20 protein-coding genes and 5 pseudogenes are annotated in these 22,924 nt (G+C 39.7%); 9 read left to right on the top strand and 16 right to left on the bottom strand.

The genetic code is table 11. From position 1 onward, the window contains the following. Nucleotides 1–214 precede the first annotated feature (214 nt). Complete coding sequence (locus tag ACWYN3_RS15620; RefSeq protein ID WP_456221969.1) at nucleotides 215–1,006, top strand: M48 family metallopeptidase; 792 nt, start codon at nucleotides 215–217, stop codon at nucleotides 1,004–1,006. 86 nt (nucleotides 1,007–1,092) lie between these two features. Here ACWYN3_RS15620 and ACWYN3_RS15625 read toward each other — a convergent pair whose 3' ends face one another. Then, a complete protein-coding gene (locus ACWYN3_RS15625; RefSeq protein ID WP_456221970.1) occupies nucleotides 1,093–1,962 on the bottom strand; it encodes an EamA family transporter in 870 nt (289 codons plus the stop codon). A 124-nt stretch (nucleotides 1,963–2,086) separates the two neighbouring features. On the opposite strand from ACWYN3_RS15625, the gene ACWYN3_RS15630 reads away from it, so the two are divergent. Both ACWYN3_RS15630 and ACWYN3_RS15635 read left to right on the top strand, forming a co-directional pair. Beyond that, on the top strand, nucleotides 2,087–2,854 hold the full coding sequence (locus ACWYN3_RS15630) for a DUF6597 domain-containing transcriptional factor (protein ID WP_456223033.1): 768 nt from the start codon (nucleotides 2,087–2,089) through the stop codon (nucleotides 2,852–2,854). A 69-nt stretch (nucleotides 2,855–2,923) separates the two neighbouring features. Next, entirely contained in the window at nucleotides 2,924–3,763 is an 840-nt protein-coding gene (locus tag ACWYN3_RS15635; RefSeq protein WP_456221971.1) for an SDR family oxidoreductase, read from the top strand. Nucleotides 3,764–3,903: 140 nt separating this feature from the next. Here the strand turns inward: ACWYN3_RS15635 and ACWYN3_RS15640 are convergent. From ACWYN3_RS15640 to ACWYN3_RS15710, 15 genes and pseudogenes are all read right to left on the bottom strand, one after another. Continuing rightward, nucleotides 3,904–7,053, bottom strand: a pseudogene (locus ACWYN3_RS15640) (efflux RND transporter permease subunit). Between the two features lie 32 nt (nucleotides 7,054–7,085). Further along, nucleotides 7,086–8,156 (bottom strand): efflux RND transporter periplasmic adaptor subunit, encoded by a 1,071-nt coding sequence (locus ACWYN3_RS15645; RefSeq protein ID WP_456221972.1) that lies wholly within the window; start codon nucleotides 8,154–8,156, stop codon nucleotides 7,086–7,088. A 33-nt stretch (nucleotides 8,157–8,189) separates the two neighbouring features. Then, nucleotides 8,190–8,573, bottom strand: a complete 384-nt coding sequence (locus ACWYN3_RS15650) for a TolC family protein (RefSeq protein ID WP_456223034.1) — start codon at nucleotides 8,571–8,573, stop codon at nucleotides 8,190–8,192. A gap of 41 nt (nucleotides 8,574–8,614) precedes the next feature. Then, nucleotides 8,615–9,505, bottom strand: a pseudogene (locus tag ACWYN3_RS15655) (TolC family protein); the annotation flags it as partial. Nucleotides 9,506–9,616: 111 nt separating this feature from the next. Next, a complete protein-coding gene (locus ACWYN3_RS15660; protein ID WP_456221973.1) occupies nucleotides 9,617–10,009 on the bottom strand; it encodes a sensor histidine kinase in 393 nt (130 codons plus the stop codon). A gap of 40 nt (nucleotides 10,010–10,049) precedes the next feature. Then, complete coding sequence (locus tag ACWYN3_RS15665) at nucleotides 10,050–10,973, bottom strand: histidine kinase dimerization/phospho-acceptor domain-containing protein (RefSeq protein WP_456223035.1); 924 nt, start codon at nucleotides 10,971–10,973, stop codon at nucleotides 10,050–10,052. Between the two features lie 79 nt (nucleotides 10,974–11,052). Then, the gene (locus ACWYN3_RS15670) at nucleotides 11,053–11,568 is read right to left on the bottom strand and encodes a response regulator transcription factor (protein ID WP_456221974.1); all 516 of its coding nucleotides are present in this window, start codon (nucleotides 11,566–11,568) and stop codon (nucleotides 11,053–11,055) included. After that, entirely contained in the window at nucleotides 11,541–11,672 is a 132-nt protein-coding gene (locus ACWYN3_RS15675) for a hypothetical protein (protein WP_456221975.1), read from the bottom strand. Before ACWYN3_RS15675 ends, ACWYN3_RS15670 begins: the two co-directional genes overlap by 28 nt. Before the next feature lie 239 nt (nucleotides 11,673–11,911). Continuing rightward, entirely contained in the window at nucleotides 11,912–12,460 is a 549-nt protein-coding gene (locus ACWYN3_RS15680) for a CBS domain-containing protein (protein WP_456223036.1), read from the bottom strand. Nucleotides 12,461–12,472: 12 nt separating this feature from the next. Continuing rightward, nucleotides 12,473–13,706: pseudogene (locus ACWYN3_RS15685) on the bottom strand (chloride channel protein); the annotation flags it as partial. 11 nt (nucleotides 13,707–13,717) lie between these two features. After that, nucleotides 13,718–14,440, bottom strand: coding sequence for an RluA family pseudouridine synthase (locus ACWYN3_RS15690; protein ID WP_183884591.1), 723 nt, complete (start codon nucleotides 14,438–14,440; stop codon nucleotides 13,718–13,720). Between the two features lie 71 nt (nucleotides 14,441–14,511). Further along, nucleotides 14,512–15,201 (bottom strand): annotated as a pseudogene (locus ACWYN3_RS15695) (response regulator transcription factor). Between the two features lie 105 nt (nucleotides 15,202–15,306). After that, nucleotides 15,307–16,415 (bottom strand): annotated as a pseudogene (locus tag ACWYN3_RS15700) (redoxin domain-containing protein). 25 nt (nucleotides 16,416–16,440) lie between these two features. Further along, complete coding sequence (gatB, locus tag ACWYN3_RS15705) at nucleotides 16,441–17,634, bottom strand: Asp-tRNA(Asn)/Glu-tRNA(Gln) amidotransferase subunit GatB (protein ID WP_456221976.1); 1,194 nt, start codon at nucleotides 17,632–17,634, stop codon at nucleotides 16,441–16,443. Further along, nucleotides 17,561–17,908, bottom strand: a complete 348-nt coding sequence (locus ACWYN3_RS15710) for a hypothetical protein (RefSeq protein WP_456221977.1) — start codon at nucleotides 17,906–17,908, stop codon at nucleotides 17,561–17,563. The genes gatB and ACWYN3_RS15710 overlap by 74 nt, the downstream gene beginning before the upstream one ends. A gap of 142 nt (nucleotides 17,909–18,050) precedes the next feature. Here ACWYN3_RS15710 and ACWYN3_RS15715 point away from each other — a divergent pair, with 142 nt between their 5' ends. The 6 genes from ACWYN3_RS15715 to ACWYN3_RS15740 all read left to right on the top strand — a co-directional run bounded on the left by ACWYN3_RS15715 (nucleotide 18,051) and on the right by ACWYN3_RS15740 (nucleotide 22,871). Then, the gene (locus tag ACWYN3_RS15715; protein WP_456221978.1) at nucleotides 18,051–18,638 is read left to right on the top strand and encodes a hypothetical protein; all 588 of its coding nucleotides are present in this window, start codon (nucleotides 18,051–18,053) and stop codon (nucleotides 18,636–18,638) included. Between the two features lie 106 nt (nucleotides 18,639–18,744). Further along, a complete protein-coding gene (locus ACWYN3_RS15720) occupies nucleotides 18,745–19,158 on the top strand; it encodes a Fur family transcriptional regulator (protein ID WP_456221979.1) in 414 nt (137 codons plus the stop codon). A gap of 98 nt (nucleotides 19,159–19,256) precedes the next feature. Continuing rightward, on the top strand, nucleotides 19,257–19,586 hold the full coding sequence (locus ACWYN3_RS15725) for a hypothetical protein (protein WP_456221980.1): 330 nt from the start codon (nucleotides 19,257–19,259) through the stop codon (nucleotides 19,584–19,586). 11 nt (nucleotides 19,587–19,597) lie between these two features. Then, on the top strand, nucleotides 19,598–21,310 hold the full coding sequence (locus ACWYN3_RS15730) for a heavy metal translocating P-type ATPase (RefSeq protein ID WP_456221981.1): 1,713 nt from the start codon (nucleotides 19,598–19,600) through the stop codon (nucleotides 21,308–21,310). Between the two features lie 23 nt (nucleotides 21,311–21,333). Next, nucleotides 21,334–22,218, top strand: a complete 885-nt coding sequence (locus ACWYN3_RS15735) for a hypothetical protein (protein WP_456221982.1) — start codon at nucleotides 21,334–21,336, stop codon at nucleotides 22,216–22,218. A gap of 59 nt (nucleotides 22,219–22,277) precedes the next feature. After that, nucleotides 22,278–22,871 (top strand): putative glycolipid-binding domain-containing protein, encoded by a 594-nt coding sequence (locus ACWYN3_RS15740; protein ID WP_456221983.1) that lies wholly within the window; start codon nucleotides 22,278–22,280, stop codon nucleotides 22,869–22,871. Nucleotides 22,872–22,924 lie beyond the last annotated feature (53 nt).

Consider the following 22,924-nt stretch of genomic DNA (forward strand, 5'->3'; position numbering starts at 1 on the left):
CTATATTTATTTCCAATCCCCAGGTTTTAATTCCCCAACAAACATCATTTTATTTTAATTTAAAAGAACGATTTATTTTTTCTAACGCAAACAATCGACAACCATTATTTGTTACTCGATACATAGCGTGACTATTTGATGACATAGTCTTTGACTGACCCGCTAAATTATCGGGTCAGTCAGCAAAACAAATCATAACTAAATAATAGAAAAAATGAAAAAAACCATCTTATCTCTCGCCCTCCTGGGCTTAACTCTTTCTTTTGGAGTACATTCTGCTACGGCACAAATCAAACTGAATAGCAAAGGCCTTGGCGCATTGCAAAAAGGTGCAAAGGCTGTCACTTTCTCGGATGCAGATGCAGCAAAACTTGCTGGTGAAGCCGTAACCTATATGGATGAGCATAACACTGTTGCCGGGCCTAAAGATCCCTATACAATCAGATTGAACAAGATATTTTCAAAACATGAGAATGAAGGTGGTCTTAAACTAAATTATAAAGTATACAAAGTCAAAGACATCAACGCTTTTGCTTGTGCTGATGGTAGTGTACGTGTATTTTCTTCGTTGATGGATATCATGTCTGATGATGAATTGTTAGGAATAATAGGGCATGAAATTGGACATGTGGCTAATAAAGATACAAGAGATGCTGTAAGAAGTGCCTATAAAAGAGAAGCCATATCAGATGCTGCTTCTTCTCAGTCAGGTGTAGTGAACTCGCTTTCACAAAGTCAGCTTGGAAGTTTTGCAAATGCACTTCTGGATAGCAAATATAATCGTAAACAAGAAAGTGAAGCTGATGACTACTCTTATGAGTTTATGAAAAAACACAATTATAAAGTTACTGCTTTAGCAAGTGCTTTTCAGAAATTCGCCGATATGGAGAAATCATCAGGCGCAGAAAAAACTAAAACAGAAAAAATGTTAAGTTCACACCCTGACAGTGGTTCACGCGCTGCGAAGATTTTAGAAAAAGCTAAAAAAGACGGATTGTCAAAATAAGACTAATCTGCCGGATAAGATATTTGATAGTATTTTATCAGCTTATTATAAAAGAAGCCGGATCTATTGAATCCGGCTTCTTTATTTTATACATTTTCTTGCACGATGGCTTTTTTAGTTGTTAACGTCGCTCCGGCACTTGCAATGATCACACAGGTAACCGCCAGCCACTGAGAAAAGGTAAGAACTTCATGTAAAAGAAGCAGACCATTTAAAGCTGCAACTGCTGGCTCCAGGCTCATTAAAATACTGAATGTCCTTGCAGGCATCTGGCTTAGCGCCTTCATCTCAAGCGTAAAAGGAATTGCGCTGGACAAAAGTGCCAATGCAAACCCCAATAAAAGTAATACCGGTGTTAAATGGGTTAATCCGCCGCTGCTTATTCCAAACGGCGCAACTACTAACGCAGCAAATAACATTCCTACTGAGACTGCATCCCCCCCTTTCATAATCTTAGAGATTCTACCACCCAATACAATATAACCTGCCCAGAACCCTCCCGCGAGCAGTGCCAATAAAACACCTATTAAATCAATTCCTTTATCGCTCCATGGTGCAATAAGGGCAATTCCTATCCCAGCCAGTACAATCCATAAATAATCTGTTATACGTTTAGAGCCAAATATGGCAACGATCAAAGGGCCTACAAATTCAAGTGTAACACCTAAACCCAGAGGTATTCTTTCAATCGCCATATAAAAAATCAGGTTCATTAATCCAAGGCATAAGCCATAAGGGATAACAGCCTTCCATTGTGCGGCAGTTAAGTTTTTTAAGTTTGGCCGGTTAACAGCCATCAGGATAACGGCAGATAAACCAATCCGAATTAAGGCCGTGCTTTGTGCCCCTAAAACAGGAAACAGGCCTTTCGCGATTGCGGCTCCACACTGTACACTAATAATTGATAAAAGAACGGCAGGTATTGGTGGTATATTAAAAGATTTATTGTTATTCATTTTCACCACAAAGCTAGTGATAAAAATATTTTTTTGATTAAATTAGAGAAGAAGAAGCGTCATCCTAAATTCAAATGAACTATCGCAGATCAATCAATCCTCCGGACCCTTAAAAAAAAACTATATCAGGTATTGCTGGGTACTAAAAAGCACGGATACAGCTAATTCGGTCAAAGTTTTCAGGACTATGGCTGACGGCTGCCCGGGTTTGCTTTTCCAGCCAGCAGCTAGTGGAATCTTGTATAAAGAGACGGATAAACTGCCTGAAACACTTCTTTTTGGTCAGAGTACAAAATATACAGTGTTGAATTTAACCGGAAGCTTTAATACTTTGGGCATCTATTTCTATCCCAACGCACTTCAATCCATATTTGGGATAAATGCAGAAGAACTAACTGATTCTTGTATGGATTTAAATCTGCTGGCAGAAAAAAACGGCTTTTATCTGAAAGAGCAGTTGTTAGCGACACCCGATATCAATGATCAGATCGCAATCTTATTTTCTTATCTAACCTTTCAGATCCGCAGAAACGATACGCAGGCTAATCCCCCTATGGATTACGCTTTATCCAGTATGATCAATTCAAATGGAGACATGCCATTAAAAATGATACAGGAATATTTACAGCTTTCAGAAAGAAGTCTCGAACGAAAATTTAAAGCACATATCGGTATTTCGCCAAAATTATTCTCCAGAATTTGTCGTTTCCAGGCTGCTCTGAGTCAGTTAAGGAATAGTGATTATGATAAGTTTTCTGATATCGCTTATGTAAATAATTATGCGGATCAATCTCATTTTATCAGGTCATTTAAAGAATTCGCCGGATTTTCTCCATTTCAGTATCAAAAGCAAGCCAAAGAAATCGTTCAGAATCTTTCTGAACTTATTTAAAAGTCTGTCGGCTTTGTTCTATTAACAAAAAACTGGTACGCTATAGTTTTATATAAAAATTATAAAACTATGCAATCATCAAAAAACACAGAGAAAAAAATATTAGTTCTGGGCGGTACAGGAAAAACAGGCAGCAGAGTTGTCACTCGTCTTTCACAGCTTGGTTACCCGGTAAGAATCGGTTCAAGAACAGCAGAAATTCCGTTCGACTGGGATAATCCTGCTACCTGGAAGCCTGCACTTGCGGATATCACAGCTGTATATATAACCTTCCAGCCTGATTTAGCTGTCCCTCTCGCTCCCGGATGCATTGAATCCTTTTCCAGGTTAGCCGTAGAAAATGGAGTAGAGAAATTAGTATTATTATCTGGGCGTGGAGAAGAAGAAGCACAGCGCTGTGAAAAAATAGTGATGAATGCGGGTGCTGAATGGACTATAGTCAGGGCAAGCTGGTTCTTCCAGAACTTTAGTGAAAGTTATTTTTTAGAAGATCTTTTAGCTGGTCAGGTGAACTTACCTGTTGGAGCTATCGGAGAACCATTTGTCGATGCGGATGATATAGCTGACGTGGCAATTGCTGCTTTAACGCAGGAAGGACATCACGGACAGGTTTATGAAGTTACAGGTTCTCGTTTGCTGACTTTTAAACAGGCTATAGAAGAGATCAATACCGCAGCCGGAAAAGCCATCCAATATCAACAGGTATCAGCAGATGAATATGTTGCCTCGCTTGTTTCCAGTCAAATCCCCGAAGAATACGTCTCTCTTCTTACCTATTTATTTACGCAGGTGATGGATGGAAGAAATTCATACACGGTTAATGGGATAGAAAAAGCAATAGGCAGAAAGCCTACAGATTTTAGTGAATACGCCCGCAAAACAGCAGCTACCGGAATTTGGAACTCATAAACAAAAAGAACTGGTTAACATGCTTAAGGTATTTATGTTGGAAGGGGGTTGGAAGGGCTAACCGCCCTTCCAACCCCCTTCCAACATAAATGTTAACAAGACCACAACCTGCCCCGTTACCTCACCAGCCTGATCATGAACTATTCAGCCAGACTAGTATAAGGTCTGTCTTGTTTCATTACCTTTTTGCGGTAAGCCCAGTAAAACACGATTGGGAAGATAAACAGGTTAAATAGGGTATCAGAAATCAATCCTCCTATAACTACTGTAGCCAGTGGTCTGGAAGTTTCAGAACCGATACCAGTTGACAATGCAGCTGGCAATAATCCAATGGCCGCCATCATTGCAGTCATTACCACCGGACGGATACGCGACTCTACCCCTATTCTCAAAGCATCAATAAATGTCCATTCGGGATGATTATACCGCATTTCCTTGATATTTGACTTGAACCTGGTAATCAGAATTACCCCATTCTGCACGCAGATCCCAAATAAAGCGATAAATCCAATCCCCGAAGAAATACTAAAATTGATTCCAGTGAGCAATAAGGCGAATACTCCCCCCACTATAGCAAACGGTACATTATTCAGAACAAGCAAAGAATCTTTGATATTACCGAACAGAATAAACAGGACAAAGAAAATAAGCAGGATACTAATCGGAACAACTTGTGTTAAACGGGTAGTTGCTCTTTGCTGGTTTTCAAAATCCCCCGCCCATTCTATGAAGTAACTTTTAGGCAGTTTCACCTGCGCGTTTACTTTTTCCTGAGCCTCTTTAATGGTACTGCCCATATCCCGTCCACGAACAGAAAACTTAATCGCTCCGTATCTTTTATGCTTATCGCGGTAAATCAGACTCGGGCCAACCAGTTTTTTAATATTAGCAATCTCTCTAAGTGGAACCTTATTACCCGAAAGTGTAGGTACACGTAAATCACCGATAGCATTTGCATTATTTCTGAAACTTTCAGGATAGCGGATCCGCAGATCAAACTTACGCTCACCTTCATAAATCTGTGTTGCGGCTTTCCCACCAATAGCTGTTTCAATAACTGCACCAGCATCTGCGGTTGTCACTCCGTAAAAAGCCATCTTTTCCTGATCAAGATCAATCTGCAATTCAGGCTGTCCAAGGTTACGCATGATTCCAAGATCTTCGACACCTTTGATATCTTTCATAATCTTGAAAATCTGCTCTTCTTTGCTTTCAACAAATTTGAGATCATCCCCAAATAATTTGATTACAATAGATCCTTTTACTCCGGATACCGCCTCTTCTACGTTATCTGAAATCTGAAATCGGTTGAGAAAAATTGAGATCAATCCCCGGATAAAACTTCAGCTTTTCCTGCATACGTTCAATCAGTTCTGCTTTGCTCTCTTTATTTTTCCATTCTTTTTGAGGATAAAGATCAACGTGAAACTCTAAATTATAAAAACCGGTAGCATCTGTCCCGTCATCCGGGCGGCCTGTCTGAGAAATAACCTGTTTGACTTCCGGAAAACTTCTGAAAGTTTTACGCATATCATTTGCCAGTTTCACAGATTCGCCCAGCGAAGTACTTAAAGGCCCGGTTGCCCTTACATAAATAGTCCCTTCATTGAGTTGCGGTAAAAATTCTGTACCTAAAAACTTAAAACAAAAAAGACTAATGACTAATATGATAATGGCTATTGGAAAAGCTACTTTTCTTCTTTTAAAACATAAATTGAAAAGACGCATTGAATTCCGGGTAATCCACTCGACAAAGAAATTCCGTTTTTCACGTACATTTTTGTTCAGCAGTACATTGCCATAACTGGTACCAGTGTAAAAGTCAGGATTAATGCACCCAGTAAAGCAAAACCAAGCGTCCATGCTAATGGAGAGAACATTTTTCCTTCTACTTTTTCAAAACTGAAGATGGGCAGCAGGGCGATAATGATAATCAGCTTTGCAAAAAAGATCCCTTTACCATTGATCAGACAGGCTTCTTTAATCATTCCGAGTTTACTGAGTTTATTGAATTTCTCCATTCCCTCTTTTTTTGCCCGGTGATCAAGCACGACGAAGATCCCTTCCATCATGACGACGGCCCCATCTATGATAATCCCAAAGTCAATCGCCCCCATCGAGAGTAAATTGGCAGACATTCCTTTAAACCTCAAACAGATAAATGCGAACAGTAAAGCCAGAGGAATTACAATAGCCACAATAATGGTGGTACGCCAGTCGGCCATGAACAGAAACACGATGACTGTGACGAAGATAATTCCTTCAGCCATATTGTGAAGAACCGTATTCGTCGCAAAATCCACCAGATCTTCGCGGTCATAAAAAGCATTGATCTTTACATCATCCGGCAGGATACTGTTATTCAGCTCGTCTACTTTTGCTTTAAGACTTTTAATGACTTCGCTCGTGTTCCCACCTTTAAGCATGACTACAATACCTTCCACCACATCCGGGTCACCATCCCGGCCAACCTGTCCAAGAGGCGGCAAGCTTGATTCTGTAACCTCACCGATGTTTTTCACAAAAATTGGTGTTCCTTTTACATTATCAACGATGATATTCTTAATCTCATTGATATTATTAAGCAGACCAATCCCTCTGACTACATAGGCTTGTCCGCTTTGCTCAATGACATCACCGCCAACATTAAGATTGCTTTTGGATACTGCCTCGTAAACCTGCAAAGGAGTAACTCCGTATTGCACTGCTTTTTCAGGATCAATCGTGATCTGGTAAGCCTTGGTCGGACCGCCGAAACTATTCACATCGGCCACACCGGGTACTGAACGGATTTCACGTTCTACCACCCATTCTTCTAACGTTTTAAGCTCCTTTACTGATTTCTTGCTGCTGGTTAATGTATACCGGAAAATCTCACCCGTCGGGCCATAAGGCGGCGAAATTTCAGGTTTAACACCATCAGGAAGATCGGCATCCCCAAGGTGGTTATTCAATTGTAAACGTGCATAATCATATTCAATATTATCCTCAAAAGTCACTTTGACCACCGAAAGACCAAACAAAGAAGATGACCTGATTGACGTTTTTTTCTGCGCCGGGTTCATCGCTATTTCCAGCGGACGGGTCACAAATTTCTCTACTTCTTCTGCACTGCGTCCGGGCCATTGGGAAATAATGGTCAATGAGGTATTGGTTACATCCGGAAAAGCATCTATGGCTATACTTTTAAAACTGAAATATCCTCCAATCAGCAAAAGAAACGTCATGAAAAATATGAAGAACTTATTCTTCAGCGAAAAAGCCAGTATTGATTTAATTACTTTATTCATTGCTTGAATTTAAACAGGTTAAGCGGATCATTTTATTTCAGGGATTCATACAGAAACAACTGCCTTGAAGCAATGATCTGATCACCTGGTTTCAAACCTTCGCTGATATAAGCACTGTCTTCTACACGTTTGGAAACGGTTATTGGCTGTATCCGTACCTGCGCTTTTCCATCTTTAACCACCACGTAATTACGGTCATTATCCAGGACAATTGAACGGGTATTAATTACTGGCAGGTTTTCTCCTGATTTTGCCTGTACAACCACATTAGCGAACATTTGTGGTTTCAGTAAGTTACCAGGATTACTGATTTTCACACGGGCACGCATCAGCTTATTGTCCCGGTCTATCATATTATATACCTTATCTATTTTTCCGGTGAATATCTTTCCGGGATAGGCCAGTGTCGTAATTTTAACCGGATAGCCAGTTTGCACACTGGTGATATCAGATTCATAAATATTGACAATGATATAAACTGAAGAAAGATCAGCGATGGTAAACAGGTTCTCGGTGTTATCTGCCCTGACCTGCATATTACTGGTCACGTTCTTTTCAACAATATAACCACTGATCGGAGCTTTAATCAGATAACCACGTTTATCACTTTTATTAATTGACATAACTGAACTGGCCCGGCTATTTTCTGCCAGTGCTTTTTTATAGTCTGACTTTGCCTGTTCCAGATCTTTACCAGAAGCCAGTCCGCTCTGATATAGATCCTGTGTGGCTTCGAGTGTTCTTTTAGTATCCCGTAAATCCGCTTCTGCACTAATCAGATCCTTAGAGAACCCGGCAACTTCAACACTGTGCATACTGGCCAGTGTTTGTCCCTTGCTGACTACATCTCCCAATAGCACGTTCACATTTTCTGTGACCCCGCTGACCATCGGGTAAATTTTAGCCACCTTATTTTCATCAGGCTCAATAGTTCCTGTTAATGTGATCTGGGACACTGCATTGGCTTGCTGAACGGTATCCACTAGTAAACTGCCCAATAAGCTATCTGTAACCTGGAATTTGTTATCCTCAGGTTTTAGTGCAGCGTCATGACGGGTGCAGGATGGAAATAATAAAGCAGTAGTGCCGATTGCAACTGCCATAGTCAATATTTTATAATTATGCATATAAAGAGGTTATTGCTGATTAAAAAATGGTGTACCTGTCACAAAATTCAGCTGTTCCAAAGAACTGATGCGGTTAAGCTGCAGATTGTTTAGTTGTATAGCATTGGTCTTATAAGAATCATAGAAATCCAGGAATTCAAGCAGACTGATATTATGTTTCTCATAGCTTTTATAAACTTCTGTGATCAAATGCGTAAAGTCTGTTTTAAATTTAGGATCGAAACTATTATATAACCGTTCCAGCCGGTCAGCTGCCTGGTAGCTGTTATCCAGATCAACTGACAACTGATCTTCCTGTTGTGCCAAAGCATTTTTACTGGCATCAATGGCAATCTTTGCCTGTTTAATATTGCCCTGGTTACGGTTAAAAAGAGGTATCGGGGGATACTCAATCCAAGCCCGGTATAATTACGCGTATATCCAGCCAGCCTGTCATAAGTAACAGATACAGTGACGTCTGGTATAGCCATAGATTTTTGCAGTCTCAGATTGAGATTGTTATATTCAATTACAGAATTCGCTAGTTTTAAATCGTATCTGTTTGTATAAGCAGAATCAAGCAGTTTTTGATAAGGAACCTGTCCGAGTACATTTTTACCATCCAGGTTAAATTCAAGCTGAGGCATAATGTGCTTTTTAGCATCGGTACGGATCAGCAGTTTAAATTCACTTTGTACGTCATCAATTTCATCTTTAAGCTCATTTAATTCCGATTGAAGCGTGTATAACTGTGATTGTATTCTTAATACTTCTTTCAGGGCAATATTTTCTTTAGCATATTGCTGTTTAAAGCCAACCAATGTTTTGGATAGCGAGCTGATTTCTTTAGCATATACTTTTGCAGATTGCTCCTGATAGTAGATCTTATAAAAATCTGTTCTCAGCGTATACTTAAGGGTACGCAAAAGATCGAAAAGCTGATACTCCGCCTGTTTCACCCCTATTTTAGCTAACCGGATATTCTTATTGCGTTTACCAGCAGTTTGAAAAAGCTGCGAAATACTCCCTGCCCGCTGACCAGATTCACGGCTTACATCCAGTATCTTTTTGTTTTCAGCATTGTAGAGTATGTTTTCATAGGATACTTCCGGATTTTCAAACAGCCGGGCAGTAATTACCTGCGCTCTTGCGTCATCAATACCATATTGACCGGCAATTAAACTCAGGTTATTTTTGAGAAAAAGGTCTTCTGCCTGTTTGATCGTGATACTTAAAGTATCACGGGGGGTATCATCATGTCCGTCATCCCTTGCAAATACTGAATTAACACCGGTAAAAAAACAGATATTCACCAGAATTACAGGGAGCACAAATTTCAATTGCATAGCTTTATTATTTTAACAACAAAGCTATGTTATGGGTATTAGGGAGTACTTAATATTGAGGTTATATGGAGATTAGAAGTTGATTAAAACTCTCTAATGTAAGCTTCGTATTTAGCCTAAAGGCAAAGAAATAGAAAAAACAGTACCCTGTCCCAGTATAGATTCCACCCGGATTGAACCATTATGCTGACGTACAATATTATTCGTTAAAGAAAGGCCAATTCCGTAGCCCGGAAAATTCAAGGCATTGGCAGATCTGTAAAAAGGCTGGAATATCTTTTTAAGATCATCTTCACTAATCCCTATACCACTGTCTCTGATGATGATAATTACATGATTATCTTTATAACTCACGCTACAGCTAACCTCTTTATTGCCGGAAAATTTCATTGCATTTTTAAGAATATTACTGATCGCGATGAACAATAACTGCCGGTTTCCCTGCAAAGTTCTTTTGGATTGATCACCCGGCAAATCATAGGATACTTTGATATGATCAACCATGGTTTTAAAAGGCAGTTCATCTGCTATTTCCCAAATCAGTTCATCTATCCGGATACTTTTGAAAGTCCTTGTTATCTAAATTGGTTTGCATCAGCTCCATTAAGCTGTTAATAATATGATTCAATCTTTCGACACTGCCTACAATCTCCTCCAGCGCATGTTTGTATTCCTCAGGCTTACGATCTTTCATTAAAGTGATTTCGGCTTCTCCCAGTATAGAAGTTATCGGTGTCCTTAATTCATGAGAGGCATTCGCAACAAAAGATTTCTGGCTCTCGAAAGATTGCTCAAGGTGTTCCAGCAACTGGTTAATAGCCGAAGACAGGTTATCTGTTTCGTCAGTTTTAGCCGCATTAACTGGTAACCTGTGATGTAAACTGGAAGCTCTTATTCTTTTCAGGTTCCCTGTGATCGAGACTATTGGCTGTAAAGAAATACGCGCAAAAATACGCCCTATAAAAAATGTAATGAACAATGAACTGATGAAAAACATGGTCATAATCAGCCTTAACTGTTCCATATCATGTAACCCTCTGTCATCAATTGCGGAAACGACAACTATAAAATTACCGGAGTTATCCGGATAGTAAATACCTGTGATCTGCGTTTCTCCCTGACGGATATGAATTGATTTCTTTTTAACGACCTGTGCTAAAAAATCATGTTTCCAGCTGATAGAATCCTCACGGGTAAATTTAGAATTGAACTGGTCATCATAAATCCTGATTGATTCATGAGTAAGTGACTGAGGAAACTTTTTGGCTACCTGCTTAAATATATCTTTTGACAGGTTATCCTCAGCGAGATAAAACTGGGCAACAATAACAGCTCTTTCATCGAGCTTATTCATAAAAGACTTTAAACGATTATGCTCTACAAACAAATAAATACCCGTTAGAACCACCAAAAGTAAAATGGCGAACATAAATGTAAATTGCAGTGATAACCTGTTTTTAACTTTCATCAAAATATAATCGTGGTTTAACGGCGGTTCTCTTCAAATTAATCTTTGATCACGTAGCCCATTCCAATAACGGTATGTATTAAGGGCTATCAAAACCTTTATCAATCTTTGCACGCAGATAATTGATATAAACATCAATCAGATTGGTACCTCTGTTAAATGAGATCCCCCAAACTGCCTCAGCAATATATACTCTGGAAAGCACCCGCTCTTTATTGGCCATGAGTACTTCAAGCAGAGTGAATTCTTTAGCGGATAGAATAATATTTTTGCCCTGACGGCTCACTGTCTTTTTATAACAATCCATTTCCAGATCATGGATTCTAAAAACAGTACCGGGAAGTACCTGGTCCCTGCGTCTGCCTAAAGCTTTGATACGCGCTAATAATTCAGCGAAGTGAAAGGGCTTGGTTAGATAATCATCAGCACCGTTCTCTAATCCCTGTACTTTATCATTTACTGTATTTAATGCAGAGAGCATTAAAATAGGAACTTCTTTTTTTAACTGTCTGATTTGTTTACAAACCTCCATACCATTGATATATGGAAGTATAACATCAAGTATAATCAGCTCATAATCATTTTCAAGTGCCATTTTTTACAACCCATACTCCCATCATAGGCGACGGTCACGGTATTCAATTGTTCTTCCAGCCCCTTTTTAATAAATGCAGCAACCTTCGGCTCGTCTTCAATCATTAAAATATTCATATTCTTTGGGTTTTATTAACGCAAATCGCGCGTCTCCAAAGATAGCCTGTACGGACACGGTTTTAACCTACATTAAAGGATTTTAATGTTGATTATCAATTTATTAGATAAAACAAGGATAAGAAAACGAATACTTCTGAGAATGAAGCTTCTGGAAATTAAAACGACATTAAAATAGTTATAGAGAAAACATGCGGCTCTTGAAAAAGACAAGAGCCGCATCGGATTTACTCCATATAATCGGCCTGACGGCTCAATAAAGCACGGTACTTATTAAATACTGCTGTTTTGGAAACAAAGCCGATATATTGTTCCTGTTCATTCAGAACAGGTAGTAACCAGGCATTCTCTTTTTCCATCTTCTTCAGGACAGTTTTCATTGAATCAGAAAAAATAAATACAATAGAAGGAGCGGTCTGCATCAGATCATGTACCGTTAAATCTGGATTAGCCGGATTATTGATTGCTTTCTTCAGGACGTCTTCTACATAAATCAGTCCTTTGAAAGTATTATCCTCCGCAATTACCGGAAATATATTTCTTTTGGATTGAAGGATTTCAGGTAGTTTCTCTGCAATGGTTTCCTCTTCATTCAGGGGCAGGTAATCTTTCTCTACCAGGTATTTCAACTTCATCATATGTAATACAGTCGTGTCTTTGTCTTCATGAGACATCAGCTCACCACTCTCAGCAAGAGGTTTAGTATAGATGGAGTATTTATTTGTACTTCTGTTGATCAGGTAAGCGATAGCCGAAGTGATCATTAATGGAACCATCAGTATATAGCCACCTGTAATTTCAGCAATCAGGAATATTCCGGTCAGCGGTGCATGCATAATTGCACTTAATGAGGCCGCCATACCTGCTACAATAAAATTGGAAACATTTCACATGGGCGATACCCAGGGTGTTAATAGTAAAAGCAAGAAGGAAACCAATCAGTCCGCCCATAATCAAACTGGGTGCAAAAATCCCCCCGTTACCACCTGCACCCAGAGTAACCAGGGTAGCAGCCGATTTTGCAAATACGGTGATCGCAGTGAATAAAATAACAACAGTAGGTATATTACCATAAGATGAAAAGATACTGTTCGTAATTACCGTAGTATAATTTCCACCTAAAAGGTTCTTGATCGTCACATATCCTTCTCCGTATAATGTAGGAAACAGGAAAACCATTGCCCCCAGAACTATACCACCAACTATAACCTTTTGATAAGGATGTTTGATTTTGTAGAACAGGCCTTTGATAAAATAATTGGCTTTCGTGAAATACATCGAAAACAGGCCGATCAGGACAGCCAGTACAACATACCAGATCAGTGAATTGAATTTCCATCCTTCGGTAACCAGGAAGAACAATTGTTCATTATAAAAGAAACGTGCTACAACCGCAGCCGTAGCCGAAGAAAGTAACAGCGGTATAAATGCCGGAATGGTAAACTCAGGTAAAAGTATTTCAATCGCAAAAACTATTCCCGCAATAGGGCTGTTGAATGCACCTGCAATACCTGCCGCTGCACCACATGCCAGCAGCATGGTAGTTTCGCGGTAAGAGAGGCCTAAAAATCGGCCTACGAAAGATCCTATCCCTCCACCACTGGTTACAATTGGTGCTTCCAGTCCGGTTGACCCTCCAAAACCTACAGTCAGCGCCGCAGTAATAATCTGTGAATAGATGTTATGCGGTTCTACCCTGCTTGATTTTTTAGAGATCGTGTACAGCAAAGGAGTTAACCCGGTTTCAAATTTTCCCTTCCGGATAAAACGCCTGACATACATGACAGAAAGCAAAATACCAATAAAGGGAAATACCAGGAATAGATAATACTTGTACTGCCAGTGAAAACCATCCTGCAGAAAATCTTCAATATGATGGGTAATCGTTTTGAGCAGTGCTGCGGCAAGTCCGGCTAAAACGCCAACTATCATGGCCGCTATCACGAGGAAATTCCTGTTAGAGATTTTTGTCCTTCGGTATTGATTTACGGCGTCAAGATAGTTGACCATTCTTACATACATTTCTTATGGGTTTAGCAATCGAATTTATCTAACAATTTTATCAGTGTTGCGAAGTCTTTAGGATATGGCGCATCAATTTCGATATCTTCACCATCCAGCCCTTTAAATATAACATGTTTGGCATGCAGGGCGAAGCGCTTCATAATTGGCAGCTCTTCATCATCTTTCGCAATCCGGTATCCTTTTTTGATACTGGACAAAAATACAGGTTTGCCTTTATAAAGGGTATCGCCGCAAATTGCAGCACGCTGCGTAGCCAGGTGAATCCTGATCTGGTGCATACGCCCCGTAATAGGCTTACATTCTACTAAAGTATAATGTCTGTAAAATTTAATGGAATTAAAAATCGTTTCTGCGCGTTTTCCTTCCTTACGGTCGATAGTAACGCTTCTGTTTCCATCATTTAAGATAGGCAGGTCGATAAAAAGCTCATTAAACGTAAACAATCCGTCAACAACGGCATGATATGTTTTCTTTACTTTACGTTTCTCAAACTGCATAGAAACTGAACGGTAGGCTTCCGGATTTTTAGCAATGATAATTGCACCTGAAGTCTCTTTGTCTAAACGGTGACAAACCTGAGCATCAGCTGAATACTGTTTTGCAAGGCGAAGTATATTAACTTCGCCGGAGCCGCCACGCTCGTCTAATGAGGCAACAAATGGCGGCTTATTTACAACGATATGATTATCGTCTTCGAATAGAATGAGGTCTTTGAATGAAGGATATTTCAATGGTGTGGATTTATAAAACAGTACAAAAGTACAATTTCATCCTTTACCATTTGAAATAAGAATGTAAATGATTAAGAAAGTTCGAATTTATAGCCTACTCCTTTTACGGTTGCAACGTAAGTTTCGCCAATTTCTCTCTCAGTTTACGGATATGCACATCTATAGTCCGGTTTGTTACCACAACAGAATCTTCCCATATATTTTTAAGGATAGATTCTCTTGTATATACTTTACCAGGTTTAGAAGCAAGCAGATAAAGCAATTCAAACTCTTTCTTTGCCAGTACTACTTTCTGTCCGCTCTGATAAACAAGATAAGCCTCTCTGTCGATCACTAAATCTCCAATTTCAACTTTGTTCTCTGAAACCTCATCATTACTTACGTTTCTTCTCAGAATTGCATTGATACGGCTTACTAAAGCACGTGGCTTAATTGGCTTAGCGATGTAATCGTCCGCACCTACATTAAAACCAGCAATTTCAGAATACTCTTCACTTCTTGCAGTAAGAAAAACCATGAAAGTATTTTTGAACTCAGGAATAGCACGCATCAGACGGCAGGCTTCAATCCCATCCATCTTAGGCATCATGATATCCAGAATGATCAGATCAGGGTGCACTTTTTTCGCAAACCGCTATCCCATCCTGTCCGTTGCTCGCCAGATAAACCTGGTAACCTTCTTTTTTAAGGTTATATTCAACTAACTCTAAGATATCAGGTTCATCATCAACTATCAGTATCTTTTGTTTTACGGCGCTCATGTCTTTAAATATTTGTTACGAAATTAAGTAATCATTTGTATAACTAGGTTAAAAGTAAGTTAACAAATTGTTAATGACGCCCCTAAGTTTAACATTGAATTAGGGTTAACGTAAAGTCTTCCCTAAAAATGTGTCAAGTTCTTCTGCTCTAAGGTTTTTAGCGATGATTTTACCCGTTGGATCTAATATAAATGAGCTTGGAATAGCCTCTACCTGGTACATTCTTACCGTAGGACTCTCAAAATCTTTCAATTCACTGGCATGTGTCCACGTCAATCCATCTGCAATTACCGCTTGTTTCCACGCTACAGGGTCTTTATCTAAGGATACACCCAGAATGGTGAATTTCTTTTCTTTATATACTTATTATATACTTTAACTACGTTCGGATTTTCCTGTCTGCAAGGCTGACACCATGAAGCCCAGAAATCAAGCAAAACATATTTACCTCTTAAATCTGATAATTTAACCGTTTTTCCGTCGATCGTATTCATGGTAAAATCTGGTGCAAACTGTCCGATCTGTACAGATTTTAGCTTAGCCATTCTTATCAGGAAGTCTGTTACTGCTTCATTTTTGTTGAAATTACTCTTGATTTTTTCTGAATAAGCAATCATTTCCTTCTCGTAGTCACTTGGGTTCAGAGAATTGATCGCATAAAATCCGGCCAGAGATGTCGTATTGTCCATAGCGAATTTCAGGATGTAATTAACCAATCCTTCATTTTCTTTAATCAGGGCTGGTCTCATCTGGTTTGCAATCGCGTCTCTGTTATGTGGCTGGTTAGCTACATTTTCTTCAAACTGCGCCTGTAAGGCTGCAAGCTTTGCTACATACTGGTTTTTGTTTTTATTCAGTTCTTCCAGTTTATCGGCCTCTGCTGCTCCTGATAATTTATAAGCAAGCGTCTTATCTGCAAGATCTGCATCTAATTTGATCACATCGCCATTTTTAGCAATCAGCATATATTCACTGTTATCGATCTTCACTCTAAAAAAATCTACTTCTGGCGTGCTTTTGCTAAACTTAAATTCTCCTTTATTTGATAACACCGTTGAATCCAGTGGTGTTTCACTTGCTTTATTAATTCCGTATAAATAAACCTTTGATTGTGGTTTCGCATGTTCAAATTTCCCGCTGATCTCAAATTTACTTTTGTCATTACAAGCGGCAAACGCAACACATACGATTAAAAGGGTGGCTATTTTGTTCATATTTATATAATATATAGATTAATCCTTATTTCAATTTTTCCAATAACAGTTCGTTAATTTTTGCAGGGTCTGCTTTCCCTCTGGCCATTTTCATCACTTCACCAACAAACAAACCAAGAACTCCTTTTTTACCGGTTTTATAGGCAGCAACCTGTGGTTTGAATTTTTCCATAACCTGATCCACAAAACCAGACAGCTCATCATTATTCTCAACAATCAGCAGGTTCATTTTTCCGGAAAGTTCCATGGCATCCGCTTCCGGGTTTGATTGAATAGCTGGTAGTAACTGTTGTAACGCAATTTGCTGGGTTATCTTCTTTTCTTCTACCAGATTAACAACCGCAGCAAGCTGTGCAGGGCTCACCTTAAAAGTAGTAATCGTTAAAGCCTGTTCATTTAACAACGCTCTGATCGGACCGGTTAACCAGTTAATCAGGTTTTTAGGGCTCTTTACTAACGCTAAAGCAGCATTCAGATAGTCCAGTAATTCTTTATCCTCTGTAAAAATGGATGCTTCAGAATTATTCAAACCGAAGTCTGCCATCAGCTTTGCTGTAATTTCACGGGGTAACGCTGGCATTCCTGCTTTCAGTACAGCAAGCCACTCATCTGATATATGTAAAGGCGGAAGATCCGGGTCTGGAAAATAACGATAGTCATTCGCCATTTCTTTAGTCCGCATCGGCGCAGTTGTTCCCTGATCTGCATCAAAGGTTAACGTGCTCTGAATAATTGTCCCTCCTGCTGTGATCACTTCGATCTGACGGTTAAATTCGAATTCCATCGCCCTGCGCACATTACGGATTGAGTTTAAATTCTTTACCTCACACCGTGTCCCAAATTCTGTAGTCCCGTTTTCACGGATCGAAATATTGGCATCACAGCGGAAACTTCCTTCTTCCATATTTCCATCACCTACGTCAAGGTGCCTGACCAGCTTCCTCATTTCGGTCAATAGTACAGAAGCTTCCTCCGCAGAGCGGATATCAGGTTCAGTGACAATTTCGATCAAAGGCACCCCTGCCCTGTTCAGATCTACAAAAGAAAAGTTATCATCCTGATCATGCAGACTTTTACCTGCATCTTCTTCCATATGGATCCTGTTGATCCCTATCCGTTTTTCAGTACCATCACTTAAGACCAGATCAATATAACCATTCTGGCTGGCAAATTGGTTTGTTGTCCTGTGTGATCTGATAACCTTTAGGAAGATCGGCATAGAAGTAATTTTTTCTATCAAAATAGTTTGTCTGATTAATTGTACAGTTCAGGGCCAAACCCATTCTGATGGCTTTTCCGACTACTTCTTTATTCATTTTTGGTAATGCACCAGGCAAAGCCAATGAAACAGGAGAAATATGCGCATTGGGTTTTGCACCAAATGCCGCGCTATCTGAAGAGAATATTTTCGATTTTGTATTTAACTGGACGTGAATCTCTAAGCCTGATACCAATTCAAATGCTGTGGAAGAAATAGCAGTTTTCGTACTCATTTAAGGGCAATAAATTAAAAAATGTCGTGAATTACTGTCTCACAAATATAACCAAATAAGTTTATGACCATTGGATTAGAACGCAATTATAATCATGGCACAAACTTTGACAAATAACATACACACACAAATTTGAACCATTATGAAAAAATTACTTTTAATAGCTGCTATCGGGATCGCTTCCCTTGCAGCTGCACCAGCGGCAAAAGCCCAGGTGAGTTTAAGTATTAATATTGGGTCACAACCTCAATGGGGGCCCAGAGGTTACGATCACGTAGATTATTATTATCTGCCTGATGTAGATAGTTATTATTACGTACCTACCCAGCAATTTGTTTATTTAAGTGGCAGCAGATGGATTCATGCCCGTTCTCTTCCTTCAAGATACAGGGGTTACGATTTATATGGCGGCAGAAAAGTAGTGATTAATAATTACTCGAATCCATGGAGAAGACACAATTACTACAGAACACAATATGTAAGTAATAACTATTATAGCAGACCATCCAGAGTAGTGGTTAGAAATAATTACCGCAACGACCACAGAGATTACAATAGAGGAAGAGGTAATGGTTGGGGAAATGGTCACGATAGAGGAAATGGCTGGGGAAGAGGCAATGACAGAGGCGACAGACATGACCGTGGAGACAGAGGTAATCACGGTGGTGGTGATAGAGGCCATGGTGGTGACAGAGGGGATCACGGAAGAGGTGGCAGAGGCCGCGGCTAACAGATATTACTAATAAATTACCTATATATTTTAAAGTATCACGATCTTTGGGTTGTGATACTTTATTTTTATACGCTGTTTGCAGCGCTGTATTAACCCGTATACCATGACCGAAAACATAGAAGTAATCTTAAAGCAGAAAAACATCAATCCTACAGCAATGCGGTTACTGGTATTGGATTTCCTGTTAAAACAGACTTCAGCTATTAGTTTAACGGATTTAGAAAAAGGGCTAGACCCTTCTGACAGAATTACCCTATACCGTGCTTTAAAGAAGTTTGAAGAAAAAGGCCTGGTTCATAGTATTGATGACGGCTCTGGTGCGACTAAATATGCGCTTTGTGAAAATGATTGCGAAGCCGGACATCACCATGATTTACACGTTCATTTTTTCTGTAATACCTGCCGGGAGACCTCCTGCCTGCCTAAACACCATATTCCACAGATCCCTTTACCAGATGGTTTTAAAACTGAAGAGGTAAATCTGATTGTCAAAGGTGTTTGTAATAAATGCGTTTAATTTTTGCAATACTATTGCGCTCCTGTTTAAAGTACCTTTGTTATAGAGAATCAGAAAAAGCGTAGCTTAATGGCTCTCTTTTGACTTAAGATACTATTATGGCCTCAAAAAACATAGGCAACTGCTGTGAAACAGAAGTGGTTGCAGACAGAAAACCTGCCGTAGCGCAGAAAGAAAACAATTCCAAACTACATACACATAGCCACGAAGGTCATACACATGACGGACATAGTCACGATGATCATAATCACGATGACCACGACCATGACGGGCACAGCCACGGTGGTGGAGATTCTGGCTGGAGAGGCCAGATTCCCCTATTATCTTCTTTAGCTATACTGGCAATCATGCTGACACTGGAATACGGTTTCAAAATTATACCGGAAAACCCGATATCCCTGATTATTTTCGGCGCAGCTATTTACTAGCTGGTTACGAGGTGCTGAAGCTTGCTTTCAAAAAAGCAATGCATCTGGATTTCTTCAACGAATTTTTCCTGATGAGCGTAGCCACTATTGGTGCTTTCTCTATCGGTTCTTACAGTGAAGGGGTAGCGGTAATGGTATTTTATTCTATAGGTGAATGGTTTCAGGATGTAGCAGTTGACAACGCAAAACGCAGTATCAAAGCTTTACTGGATATCCGCCCGGACACAGTCGATGTGATCAGAGATGGCAAAGTTGTGACGGTAAAACCGGCAGATGTTGAAATTGGTGAACTAATCCAGGTAAGACCCGGAGAAAAAGTAGCTTTAGATGGCGAACTGGTGTCAGACAAAGGAACCTTTAATACATCTGCGATGACCGGAGAGAGCAAACCTGACTCTAAAACAAAGGGTGATAGCGTATTAGCCGGGATGATTAACCTGAATACTGCGGTTGAAGTGAAAGTACTTGCTTTATTTAAAGATAGTAAACTGAACAGGATACTTGAAATGGTACAGGATGCAACAGCACGAAAATCAAAAACACAACTGTTCATTTCCAGATTCGCAAAAGTCTATACCCCAATTGTATTCGCTTTAGCGGTACTGGTGGTAGCTCTGCCTTATTTATTTGTATCAAATTATGTTTTTGCTGACTGGTTATACCGCGGCCTTGTTTTTCTTGTAATCAGCTGTCCATGTGCACTGGTTGTTTCTATCCCATTAGGTTATTTTGGCGGGATAGGTTTAGCTTCAAAAAACGGGATTCTGTTTAAAGGATCGAATTTTCTGGATGTGATGACCACGATTAATACAGTCGTGATGGATAAAACAGGGACCCTGACTAAAGGCGTATTCAAAGTACAGCGGGTAGTTGCTGTAAATGGCGATGAAAAGGAATTATTACGCTTAACTGCTGCTATTGAGAGCAAATCGACCCACCCTATTGCTATGGCTGTAGCTTTACACGCTGGCGATGTATTAAAAGGCACAACGATTGGTGAGGTAGAAGAAGTACCGGGAAAAGGGCTTAAAGGTTTGATTGATGGTAAACAAGTCCTTGCAGGAAATGCAAAATTACTGGATCAGTTTAACATCAAATACACTGACGAAGTCGCTCAGGAAGAGGACACCGTTGTTGTTGTGGCAATAGATGGTGTATTTGCAGGTTTTATTACAATCGCTGATGAGTTAAAAGAAGATGCAATACAGGCAGTAAAAGAAATGCATGAGATGAAAATCCAGACTGTGATGCTAAGTGGCGATAAACAGGCAGTGGTTACTAAAATAGGTCGCCTGTTAGGCATTGATCGTGCTTTTGGAGATCTGTTACCAGAAAATAAGGTAGAAAAAGTAGAAGAACTGAAACAACAAGGCAAACACATTGCTTTTGTTGGAGACGGGATTAATGATGCACCGGTTGTCGCATTGGCTGATGCAGGTATTGCCATGGGCGGACTGGGAAGTGATGCAACTATCGAAACTGCTGCTGATATTGTAATAATCCAGAATGATATGCCTTCAAAGATTGTCACAGCAATTAAGATCGGAAGACTGACTAAAAACATTGTCTGGCAGAATATAGCCCTTGCAATGGGCGTAAAAGTGATTGTCCTGATTTTGGGTGCCGGCGGGGTTGCTACTTTGTGGGAAGCCGTAATTGCAGATGTTGGTGTTGCCCTTCTGGCGATTTTAAATGCTGTAAGAATTCAAAAAATGAAGCTGTAATTTAATTAACTTCATCCCCTGACATGAATTATTGCAGGCAACAAAGAAACAAATGGAAATTAAGCCTGATTATATTCAGCTTAATTTCCTGCGGTAATCCGCAGGACCGGATTTACCAGGCAGAATTGTTTACTGAAAAGACAGATCTGATTACACCTGCAAAAAGCGCCGGCCAGACTTTCAAAAGGCTGACGCTTACCAATAAAAAAGAAGAACTGATAGGCGGAATATTGGGGCGTAAGGGTTATATGTCCTGGAACATAATCAATTACAAAGACACAACGATCCATTTCAATCCCAATATAAAAAATGTCATTGATGATTATCAGGCTGATGAGATACCTGTATACGATTTTTCAACTATCTATTACCTAAACCCGCAAAAGACTGCGTTTCTTGCAGATATTCCAGGGCCTTCCCGTATTAGCGGCCGGGCTTTTGTATTTTATGCAAGGCCGGACGGCTTAAAGGTTTACCGGATTGAACGTCCTTCCAATGAACAAGGTTCTTCAGGAGACGAGAACCACCACAGAGGGATCTCTAAAATAGGCGGTAACCTTTTGTTGGTTGACAATGATTATCTTTTTAATCAGCGAACCGGAAAAGCTTACCTGATCAAAAGACCAGATCCAAAAGAAAGAATGCAAGCTGACTTCACTTCCCTGTCACCCGATGGAAAAACTGCGGTCTTTAATGCAAAAGGAAGCTCCTCTGATCATTTTGACTATATCTATCAATTTCATTATCCGAGCGGAAAGTTTGAAACAGATAGTAGTATTCCGGCTGATCAATATCAAAGTCCTCTGCAGGATAAGCAAAAGAAATGGCCGGAAACCCATTATAACTGGGTAACTGATAGCAGCGGAAGGATGTTTCTTAAACCCAAATCTGCATTTGCGGTAAAATAATGCACAGATCTTAAAATTCTAATTCGAAAACACTTTTCAGATTTCCTTGTTTAGCTATTATGGAACACTTACTACCTGAACTTAAACAGATAAACTTACTTTGGGAAGGACACAAGTATAACTCTATAGAGAATTGTGTAGTGACCATGAGTGAAAAAGGAACTGAGATTACTTCTGTGATTATAGGAGGTTCTGGCGACAAACCTTTTCGCCTCGACTATACCATCAGGACTAATCAAAAATGGGAAACAGTCTTTTTCGATATTAAAAGCCAGTTTAACAACAAAAGAGTCGAGCTAAGTTTTGAAAGCGATGGAAAAGGCAACTGGACTGATCATGGAAGACCCCTTGAAGAATTTAAAGGCTGTATAGATATTGATATTTCCCTCACTCCTTTCACTAATACATTACCAATCAGAAGGCTTGGCACAAAACTGAAGACAGAACAGGAGATTAAAGTGATCTACTTTGACATTCTGAATCAGCTGGTCAGGCCAAACCTGCAGGAATATACTTCACTTACTGATTTCTGTTATCAATACAGAAACGTTGATAATGGCTATGAAGCCTTACTGACGGTGGATGAGCTGGGGCTTGTAGTTGTTTACCCGGCGCAATTTACCAGAGGTACTCATGTGGAAAGCAATTATTAAATTAAACAACAACAGGCTATCTTTTTAGAGATAACCTGTTTTCTGTTGGATGC

It is taken from the genome of Pedobacter sp. NJ-S-72 (assembly GCF_053890575.1).

Bases quoted from the DNA above. Each gene is read 5' to 3' on its own strand.
- ACWYN3_RS15620 (WP_456221969.1), top strand. From the start codon at position 215: ATGAAAAAAACCATCTTATCTCTCGCCCTCCTGGGCTTAACTCTTTCT.
- ACWYN3_RS15625 (WP_456221970.1), bottom strand. From the start codon at position 1,962: ATGAATAACAATAAATCTTTTAATATACCACCAATACCTGCCGTTCTT.
- ACWYN3_RS15635 (WP_456221971.1), top strand. From the start codon at position 2,924: ATGCAATCATCAAAAAACACAGAGAAAAAAATATTAGTTCTGGGCGGT.
- ACWYN3_RS15645 (WP_456221972.1), bottom strand. From the start codon at position 8,156: ATGGCAGTTGCAATCGGCACTACTGCTTTATTATTTCCATCCTGCACC.
- ACWYN3_RS15660 (WP_456221973.1), bottom strand. From the start codon at position 10,009: ATGGTTGATCATATCAAAGTATCCTATGATTTGCCGGGTGATCAATCC.
- ACWYN3_RS15665 (WP_456223035.1), bottom strand. From the start codon at position 10,973: ATGAAAGTTAAAAACAGGTTATCACTGCAATTTACATTTATGTTCGCC.
- ACWYN3_RS15670 (WP_456221974.1), bottom strand. From the start codon at position 11,568: ATGGCACTTGAAAATGATTATGAGCTGATTATACTTGATGTTATACTT.
- ACWYN3_RS15675 (WP_456221975.1), bottom strand. From the start codon at position 11,672: ATGATTGAAGACGAGCCGAAGGTTGCTGCATTTATTAAAAAGGGGCTG.
- ACWYN3_RS15680 (WP_456223036.1), bottom strand. From the start codon at position 12,460: ATGGTTCCATTAATGATCACTTCGGCTATCGCTTACCTGATCAACAGA.
- gatB (WP_456221976.1), bottom strand. From the start codon at position 17,634: ATGCCGATCTTCCTAAAGGTTATCAGATCACACAGGACAACAAACCAA.
- ACWYN3_RS15710 (WP_456221977.1), bottom strand. From the start codon at position 17,908: ATGAGTACGAAAACTGCTATTTCTTCCACAGCATTTGAATTGGTATCA.
- ACWYN3_RS15715 (WP_456221978.1), top strand. From the start codon at position 18,051: ATGAAAAAATTACTTTTAATAGCTGCTATCGGGATCGCTTCCCTTGCA.
- ACWYN3_RS15720 (WP_456221979.1), top strand. From the start codon at position 18,745: ATGACCGAAAACATAGAAGTAATCTTAAAGCAGAAAAACATCAATCCT.
- ACWYN3_RS15725 (WP_456221980.1), top strand. From the start codon at position 19,257: ATGGCCTCAAAAAACATAGGCAACTGCTGTGAAACAGAAGTGGTTGCA.
- ACWYN3_RS15735 (WP_456221982.1), top strand. From the start codon at position 21,334: ATGAATTATTGCAGGCAACAAAGAAACAAATGGAAATTAAGCCTGATT.
- ACWYN3_RS15740 (WP_456221983.1), top strand. From the start codon at position 22,278: ATGGAACACTTACTACCTGAACTTAAACAGATAAACTTACTTTGGGAA.